Origin of the sequence: Shinella sp. SUS2, from assembly GCF_001262505.1 — a bacterium.
Taxonomy (GTDB): domain Bacteria; phylum Pseudomonadota; class Alphaproteobacteria; order Rhizobiales; family Rhizobiaceae; genus Shinella.
The window spans coordinates 1-8,326 of sequence record NZ_KQ410781.1 but is presented as its reverse complement, the minus strand read 5'-3'; the positions used below and the strand labels follow the sequence as shown (position 1 = coordinate 8,326).

Sequence of the window (8,326 nt, the reverse complement as noted above, 5' to 3'; positions counted from 1 at the left end):
GAATCGACGGCGTCGTTCGCTGGCGTCTGTGCGATCTGGCGCAATGGCTGTGGGAGGAGTTTCGCGTTTCGGTGAGCGAGCAGACGCTCAGCCGCGAAGTCCGGGCCATGGGCTATCGCAAGCTCGCTGTTCGGCCCAAACATCACGCGCAAGACCCTCAAGCCATTGAGGGTTTTAAAAAAGCTTCCCTGCCGCAGTGGCAGAGATTGCCGCTGGAGCGGCCCGAGGAAAACGCATAGAGATTTGGTTTCAGGATGAGGCCCGTATCGGGCAAAAGAACAAGATCACCCGCCGATGGGCCAGGCGAGGAACACGGCCTTCAGCACCGCACGATCAGCGCACAAGGTCGGCCTACATCTTCGGCGCAATCTGCCCCAAGCTCGGCAAGGCGGCGGCGCTGGTCATGCCATGGTGCGACACCTACGCCATGACCCAGCATCTGGCCGAAATCGCCCGACACGTCGATGCCGACGCGCACGCTATCCTCATCATGGATCAGGCAGGCTGGCACATGTCCAACAATCTCGTCGTGCCCGAAAACATCACCATTCTGCCACTCCCGCCGAAATCGCCGGAGCTGAACCCGGTCGAAAACCTCTGGCATTTCATGCGCGACAACTGGTTATCAAACCGCGTGTTCAAATCATACGACGACATCGTCGATCATTGCTGCGATGCCTGGCGGCGGCTCGAAAGCCAGCCATGGCGCGTCATGTCGATCGGACGCAGAGAATGGGCCAATGGGTTTTGATCAGTGAGGGACCGTATTAATCATGGGAGGTCTCCAATTGCTTTGACTGACCGAATGTGGGGCTTCCAACAATGGGAAGGTCAAGGGGGGCTGGAAAATTTCCGCGTTAGTCCGTCGCGCCTGTTCGTGTAATAGCCTACTTCACAGCGAACGTTCCCTGTGACAGAGTCGGCATATGGTTGTCATCGCGGCGCTCCGGCGCGTCCTTTTGCTGTTTGCTGTACTGGGGTTGCTGTTCGCCCCGGCCACTATCGGCATGGCGATGGCCGCGATGAATCCCGATGCTGGCGCGCAGATGGAGATGGATGGCGACGCGGATATGCCGTGCTGCCCAGACGAGCAACCGATCAAGAAGTTCGATTGCGGCAAACCATGCCCGCTGGCTTTGATATGCTCGACCAGTCTCGTCGTGAATTTCGGCTCCAATGCCGACTGGAAGGTTCTCGTCACCATGCGGAACCTGACGTTCTCGCTCCCCAGCGATAACGACCTCCTATCAACCTTCGCTGAACCACCCACTCGCCCGCCAAGGGCGTAATCTCACAGGCTTCCGTATGAGGCAGGTTGCGATCTGCCTGAATGTGAACGCATGAGCGACGCTTGCTGCGTCCTCCGGTGAGATATCAATGAAAAACATCCCACAAACTATGCGGCTGCTGACAGCTGTTCTTTTCGTGCCGCTTCTTCCTTACACCGTCTCGGCTGGCTCGGCGAACTATGAGTTCCATCTGGCTGAGACGTCAGTGGCCCAGGGTCCTGAGGCGGTGGTCACCGTTCTCATCAAAGATAAACGGTCCGGCAAACCCGTGTCAGATGCCGTAATCTTCGCCACCCGCCTTGACATGGCCCCTGAGGGGATGGAGGCCATGACCACGACATTGGACCCGCTTCCCTCCGAAGAAGCTGGCGTCTATCGCTTCAAGGCCAACCTCTCCATGGAAGGAGGATGGCGATTTAAACTGGCCCTAAAGGTCCAAGGTGAATCAGAGACGGTCCAAGGCGAGCTGGTTCTGCAGGCAAAGCCATGAGAGTCGGCAGGATTCTTCTCGCTTCGGCCGTGTTGATCGCCGTCGGGGCAGGGACCTATGCGGCTGGCATCAACGGCATCGGTCGAGAGCACGTCGAACGTTTTGTTTCGTCAAGCGTAGGGTCTCCGCCTGCAAGAAAACAGGCAACGGGCAAAGTGATCTATTTCCGGCATCCAGATGGGCTGCCGGAATATTCCGCCGTTCCGAGGCAAACACCAGACGGCCGGTCATTTCTTGAGGTGCGTCAAAGCGAGGACGTCAGCTTCGACGCGGTCCAACAGGAAAATGAAAATGCGATAGAGGCGACCGAGCGCAAGGTCCTATACTACCGCAATCCCATGGGCCTCGCTGACACATCGCCGGTTCCAAAGAAGGACTCCATGGGGATGGATTACCTTCCGGTCTACGAGGGCGAGCAGCTTAAAGATGGCGAGCTACGCGTGCCTCTGGGCAAGCTGCAGAAAACCGGCGTCAGAACAGCCACGGTCGAACGGCAGAAAATCTCGCGTCGCGTGAGGGTTCCGGGCACAGTGCAGTTCGATGAGCGACGCGTCCAGTTCGTCTCAATGCGGACAGATGCATTCATAGACAACGTTGCGAACGTCACAACCGGTGACCGGATAAAGGCCGCTGACCACCTCTTCTCGTTCTACTCCGGCGATATCGCCCGGGCAGCTGCGGAGTATGCGGCATCCGTCCGAGCAGGTATCGGAGGTAAGGGCATCGATGGGGTGAGGCAACAGCTTCGCAACCTGGGGCTTCAGGACAGAACCATCGACATTATCGCCAAGGAAGGCGTCGTGCCTCGCTCCTTAGAGTATTACGCCCCTACCGATGGCGTCATTCTCGAACGACCAGCGCTCCCAGGCATGATGGCCGAAGCTGGTGATGCTCTATTCCGGATCGTCGACAACTCGGTGGTCTGGGTTATTGCCGATGTGCCGGAGTCTGACCTTGCTACCATCAAGGTCGGTCAACCCGTTTCGGTCAGATTCCCGAACTTCGCGGGCAAGGTCGTCCAAAGCACAGTCGCTCTTGTCTACCCGGACCTGCAAACACGGACCAGAACAGCAAAAGTTCGGATAGAGATTGCGAACCCTCAGGGCACGCTACTGGCAAACATGTTTGCCGAGGTAGAGGTGGAAACCGGTGCAGATGCACCGGTCGTCGCGATCCCAGGATCTGCGGTCGTTGATACCGGAAGTCGCCGGTTGGTGTTCGTAGATAAAGGGGAGGGACGGTTCGAAACGCGCGACGTGAAAATCGGTGCGCGCGGGAATGATACCGTCGAAATTACGGAAGGGGTTGACGTCGGAGACCGTGTCGTCACGGCAGCAAATTTCCTTTTGGACGCCGAAAGTAACCTGACGTCGGCTCTCAACTCTCTCGCAGCCACGGAAGGCAAGCCATGATCGCAAACCTGATCGCCTGGTCCGCTCGCAATCTCGTGCTGATTTTCGTTGGTGCGGGTCTCGCTGTTGCGGCAGGCGTCTACTCCCTCAGGACACTTCCCCTGGACGCGATACCCGATCTGTCGGATGTTCAGGTCATCGTCTACACCGATTACCCGGGGCAAGCGCCACAGGTCGTCGAAGATCAGGTCACCTATCCGCTGACGACGTCGATGTTGACCGTACCGCGCTCCAAGGTCGTGAGAGGCTTCTCCTTCTTTGGCGTTTCGTTTGTCTACGTCATTTTCGAGGATGGCACCGATCCTTATTGGGCGCGCAGCCGAGTCCTGGAATACCTGAACGCTGCCGCCAGCCGTCTTCCTGGCAACGTCGCGCCGAGCCTTGGTCCCGACGCGACCGGTGTGGGCTGGGTTTATCAGTATGCGTTAATTGCCAAGGAGCTGTCGCTCGCCGAGCTTCGCTCCCTGCAGGACTGGGTGGTCAAGTTCGGGTTGGCCAAAGCCGATGGCGTTTCCGAGGTGGCCAGTGTCGGTGGCTTCGTGAAGCAGTATTCGGTCGTCATTGATCCAATTCGTCTTCGGGCGCAAGGAATTACGCTCAAGCAGGTGACCGACGCTATTCGCGCCAGTAATCGCGATGTGGGTGGCCGGACGGTCGAACTGTCCGAATTCGAGTTTATGGTGCGAGGAAAAGGCTACCTGCAGGGCGGCTCTGACATCGAGAACATCGTTCTGGCGACTGAGATGGGTGCGCCACTTCGTCTAAGGGACGTTGCTCGCGTTGAAATTGTTCCGGACGAGCGGCGTGGCATTGCGGAGCTGAACGGGGAGGGCGAAGTTGCAAGCGGTATCGTTCTTCAGCGCTTCGGTTCGAATGCGTTGTCTGTGATCGAGGGCGTTAAGGAGAACCTCGCCGACATCAAGAAGAGTCTGCCGGAAGGCACTGACATCGTGCCCGTTTATGACCGGTCGCAACTGATTGAAGCCGCCATCGAGACGTTGAAAGTTACGTTGATCGAGGAATCGATAGTGGTCGCGCTGGTGACGATTGCCTTCCTGCTCCACGTGCGAAGTGCATTGGTCGCGATCATCATGCTGCCGGTCGGGATTCTCATGGCCTTTGTCGCCATGCGGGCGTTGGGCATTGGCGCAAACATCATGAGCCTGGGCGGTATCGCGATTGCCATCGGTGCCATGATCGATGCCGCCATCGTCATGATCGAAAACGCGCACAAGCATCTTGAACGTGCACCGCCTGACAGGAAGAGGACTGAGGTCCTGATCGCGGCGGCGAGCGAAGTCGGTCCGGCTCTATTCTTCAGCCTCCTCATCATCACGGTATCCTTCCTGCCGATCTTCACCCTGGAATCCCAGGAGGGCCGCCTCTTCGGTCCCTTGGCGTTCACGAAGACCTTCGCTATGGCAGCCGCAGCGCTGCTGTCGGTCACGCTCGTTCCGGCCCTGATGGTTGTTTTCGTCCGAGGAAAGATTGTTTCCGAACACCGAAATCCGCTAAACCGGTGCCTGATCTGGGTCTATCGCCCGATCATCACGGGAGTATTGAGGGCCAAGGTGGTCACCATTCTGTTGGCCGTCGTCGCATTGGCAGTCACGATCTGGCCTGCGCGCCAAATCGGAACCGAGTTCATGCCGAGCCTGAACGAGGGCACGCTGATGTACATGCCGACGACACTGCCCGGTCTGTCCGTCACCAAGGCAGCTGAACTGATGCAGACCCAGGACAGGATCATCAAGTCCTTTCCAGAAGTGGAAACCGTGTTCGGAAAGGCGGGGCGGGCACTGACCGCGACCGATCCGGCCCCGACCGAAATGTTCGAGACGATCATTGCGCTCAAGCCGAAATCGGGGTGGCGGCCTGGTGTGACTATAGACAGCCTTAAGCAGGAGATGGACGCGGCGCTCCAGTTCCCCGGCGTCTCCAATGCCTGGACCATGCCGATCCGGGCGCGTATCGACATGCTCTCGACGGGCATACGCACGCCTGTCGGGGTGAAAGTGTTCGGAACCGATCTCAAGGAAATGGAGCGTATCGCGCGCGACATTGAGACCGTCCTGAAGGCAGTTCCCGGAACATCGAGCGCATATGCGGAACGTGTAATCGGGGGATACTACCTCGACATCATTCCGGATCGCATAGCCCTCGGAAGATACGGGTTGACCGTGGGCGACGTTCAGGAGGTCATCGGCATTGCCCTTGGGGCCGAGGTCGTGACATCCACGGTCGAGGGGCGCGAGCGATATGGTGTGGCCGTCCGCTATCCACGGGCGTTCAGGAGCGATCCTCAAGCAATCGCGCGCGATGTTCAGGTCGATGTCCCCACTGGTGGGTCAGTCCCTCTTGGGCAGGTCGCAGAGGTGCGTCTGAGCCGTGGGGCAACAAGCATCAGGACGGAGAACGGTCAGCTCGCCGTTTACGTATTTGTCGACATCGCCGGGCGGGACCTTGGCGGCTACGTGCAAGAGGCACGAGAGGCGGTGGAAAAAAGCGTCGAGATGCCACCCGGTTATTCCGTCGCCTGGAGCGGCCAGTTCGAATATCTTGAACGGGCAAAGGATAGGCTTTCCATCGTCGTTCCGCTCACGCTCGCTCTAATTTTCCTTCTTCTCTACCTCAACTTCAGAGCGCTGACCGAAACGCTGATTGTCATGCTCTCGCTACCGTTCGCGCTCGTCGGGGGTATCTGGCTGATGTGGTGGCTCGGCTTCAATGCTTCCGTTGCGGTCGCCGTTGGGTTCATCGCTCTGGCTGGCGTTGCTGCAGAAACCGGGGTGATCATGCTGATCTACCTCGACCATGCTCTTCGTGAGAAACAGGAGGCCTGTCAGGTGCAGCGGCGTGCCTTGACCAAAGCGGATTTGCGGGACGCCATCATGGTCGGTGCGGTTGAGCGAGTGCGACCCAAGATGATGACCGTCGTCGCCATCATGGCTGGTCTGATCCCGATCCTTTGGAGCACCGGGGCTGGCTCAGAAATCATGCAACGCATCGCCGTTCCGATGATCGGCGGGATGGTGTCGTCGACCATCCTGACGCTGGTGGTCATTCCTGCCGTCTATGCGCTCGTGAAGGGATGGCAACTGCCTGCCTCGCCCGTCGAGCAAATCGAACAATCCAATCAAAATCTAGCCGAAGGAGTTCTCACATGAACAGGAGACAATTCGTCTGCACGGCAATGGCATCTGTAGTCGTTGCCAGCGCTCGCCCGGTAGGGGCGTCACAAACACGAATGACGGTATACAAGGACCCGAGCTGTGGCTGCTGTGGTGCCTGGGCGACCGCGATGGGCAATGCCGGTTTCCAAGTCGATCTGCGTGAGGTTGATGATCTCGACTCGATTAAAAGGAAGTACCGCGTACCCCAGACTGCAGAGGGTTGCCACACAGCTGTCCTCGGGCCGTATTTTATCGAAGGACATGTACCCCTAGATGCCGTTAAAAGGCTGCGGAACGAGGTTCCCGACATCCTTGGCATTGCAGTTCCAGCTATGCCGCTCGGCTCCCTTGGGATGGGTGATGATCCCTCAGTTGCCTCCTACGACGTTTTGAGCGTGAGCCGGAGTGGAGAAACCGCTGTCTACATGAGCGTTCGGCCGAAGAAAGTTTGACCTCGTTCATGGTCTCCAAAAGATGCTCGTCCCTTGCCGTGGGCGCTCGGCCCACGGTACTTCCGGCATAGCTTTTTGTGGGGACTGGGCATGGACAACACCGTTATCGTCGCAATCGCAATCGGTGTCGTCTCCGTCATTTACTCGGCAGCCGGTCAGGCCGGTGGAACTGCGTTCCTGGCGGTCATGGGACTGGCCGCATTTCCTTCTCTGGAAATGCGGCCGACAGCGCTCTTTCTAAATATTGTCGCGGCAGGATACGCCACCTGGCGACTGAATCGGCACGATCTAATCGACTGGCGCTTTCTGGCCAATCTCGCGGTTTCTTCCGTTGTGTTCTCGTTCATCGGTGGACTGATCGCGTTTGGGCAGGAGGCCTATTCAATGATTACGGGCTTGCTTCTTGTTGTGGCGGCAGTTCTCATGATCCGCCAACGCGTCGAGACCAGGGACGAACAGCGGCATCGATCCCAATGGGCAACTATCGGAGTGGGTGCGGTGACGGGCATTCTATCGGGGGTCTCAGGGATTGGGGGTGGTGTATTCCTCGTACCTCTTCTCATCACGTTGGGATGGTGCACGCCCAGGAAAGCCGCGATCTTGTCTCCACCATTTATTCTGATCAACTCGGCTTCTGGTCTGGCAGGCGCACTGTCGACCGGACAAGTGCTCGGAGCGAATGCCTTTTTTTTCGCAGTCGCCGCGCTTGCCGGAGCGGCCATTGGGACTACGGTCGGTCTAAAATTCATGTCTGATGGCATGACGCGTTACCTACTCGCGGCCATACTGATGGCTTCAGGCATGAAGCTGATTATCGGCGCGGAGGCTATCGGAGGTTTATGAACGATCCAGGTGCGTTCGGTGCCCGTCTGCCTGAAATTCAAACCGATTCAACATCTATCACGAGCATGAGCCCGCCACCCCCATCAATCTCGACGTTGTTGTTGGTGGTGTGATGGGAGATATGGCAATGAACCAGCCACTTACCCGGGCGTTGCGCTGTCCAAAGCACATCATATCGTTGGCCTGGAGCGACATTTACCGTGTCGGCTAGATATCGAGCGCTCGGCTGAAGCGTCTCACCATCAACTGCGGCAATCTCAAACGGGCCTCCGTGAATATGCATTGGGTGAATGGCGGTCGTATGCGAGCCAACGAAGCGAACCTTCAATTTCTGGCCGACCTTCATCTTAATCGTGTCGGTGGCGGGGAACGATTTGCCGTTAATCGTAAAGAAATTGGGAAGCGCCCCTTCCATGGGCATCGCAGGATAAGTTAACCATTCCCTCTTTACCCATTCCTGTAATTGCATCGTGTATTCGAGGTCGGCAGGAATAGCCTCCGCCGGGTCCTTCGGATCGATAATCAGCGCGCCGTACAAGCCAAGCGACTGCTGCCGATCCACATGGTCATGGGTGTGGTAGAAATAGGTGTGAGAGCGGCGGTGGAAAAGTCGGCCACGGTAGCGGCGGAATAGTCCAGCCGCGGGCGGAGTAAAAACCGGCCACCT

7 protein-coding genes and 1 pseudogene are annotated in these 8,326 nt (G+C 57.9%); 7 read left to right on the top strand and 1 reads right to left on the bottom strand.

The genetic code is table 11. The annotated features are described in order from the left end of the window. The 7 genes and pseudogenes from AKG11_RS32355 to AKG11_RS32330 all read left to right on the top strand — a co-directional run. Positions 1–751 (top strand): annotated as a pseudogene (locus AKG11_RS32355) (IS630 family transposase); the annotation flags it as partial. 175 nt (positions 752–926) lie between these two features. Further along, positions 927–1,289 (top strand): hypothetical protein, encoded by a 363-nt coding sequence (locus AKG11_RS32350; RefSeq protein WP_226923704.1) that lies wholly within the window; start codon positions 927–929, stop codon positions 1,287–1,289. An 88-nt stretch (positions 1,290–1,377) separates the two neighbouring features. Beyond that, on the top strand, positions 1,378–1,779 hold the full coding sequence (locus AKG11_RS32345) for a FixH family protein (protein WP_082342937.1): 402 nt from the start codon (positions 1,378–1,380) through the stop codon (positions 1,777–1,779). Further along, the gene (locus AKG11_RS32340; protein WP_050746975.1) at positions 1,776–3,191 is read left to right on the top strand and encodes an efflux RND transporter periplasmic adaptor subunit; all 1,416 of its coding nucleotides are present in this window, start codon (positions 1,776–1,778) and stop codon (positions 3,189–3,191) included. The genes AKG11_RS32345 and AKG11_RS32340 overlap by 4 nt, the downstream gene beginning before the upstream one ends. Continuing rightward, complete coding sequence (locus tag AKG11_RS32335) at positions 3,188–6,358, top strand: efflux RND transporter permease subunit (RefSeq protein ID WP_050746974.1); 3,171 nt, start codon at positions 3,188–3,190, stop codon at positions 6,356–6,358. The genes AKG11_RS32340 and AKG11_RS32335 overlap by 4 nt, the downstream gene beginning before the upstream one ends. Then, a complete protein-coding gene (locus tag AKG11_RS34130) occupies positions 6,355–6,816 on the top strand; it encodes a DUF411 domain-containing protein (RefSeq protein WP_082342935.1) in 462 nt (153 codons plus the stop codon). Before AKG11_RS32335 ends, AKG11_RS34130 begins: the two co-directional genes overlap by 4 nt. Positions 6,817–6,906: 90 nt before the next feature. Beyond that, on the top strand, positions 6,907–7,659 hold the full coding sequence (locus AKG11_RS32330) for a sulfite exporter TauE/SafE family protein (protein ID WP_050746973.1): 753 nt from the start codon (positions 6,907–6,909) through the stop codon (positions 7,657–7,659). Between the two features lie 37 nt (positions 7,660–7,696). Here the strand turns inward: AKG11_RS32330 and AKG11_RS32325 are convergent. Beyond that, positions 7,697–8,326, bottom strand: a 630-nt coding sequence (locus AKG11_RS32325) for a multicopper oxidase domain-containing protein (RefSeq protein WP_156334208.1), incomplete at its 5' end; no start/stop codon positions are given.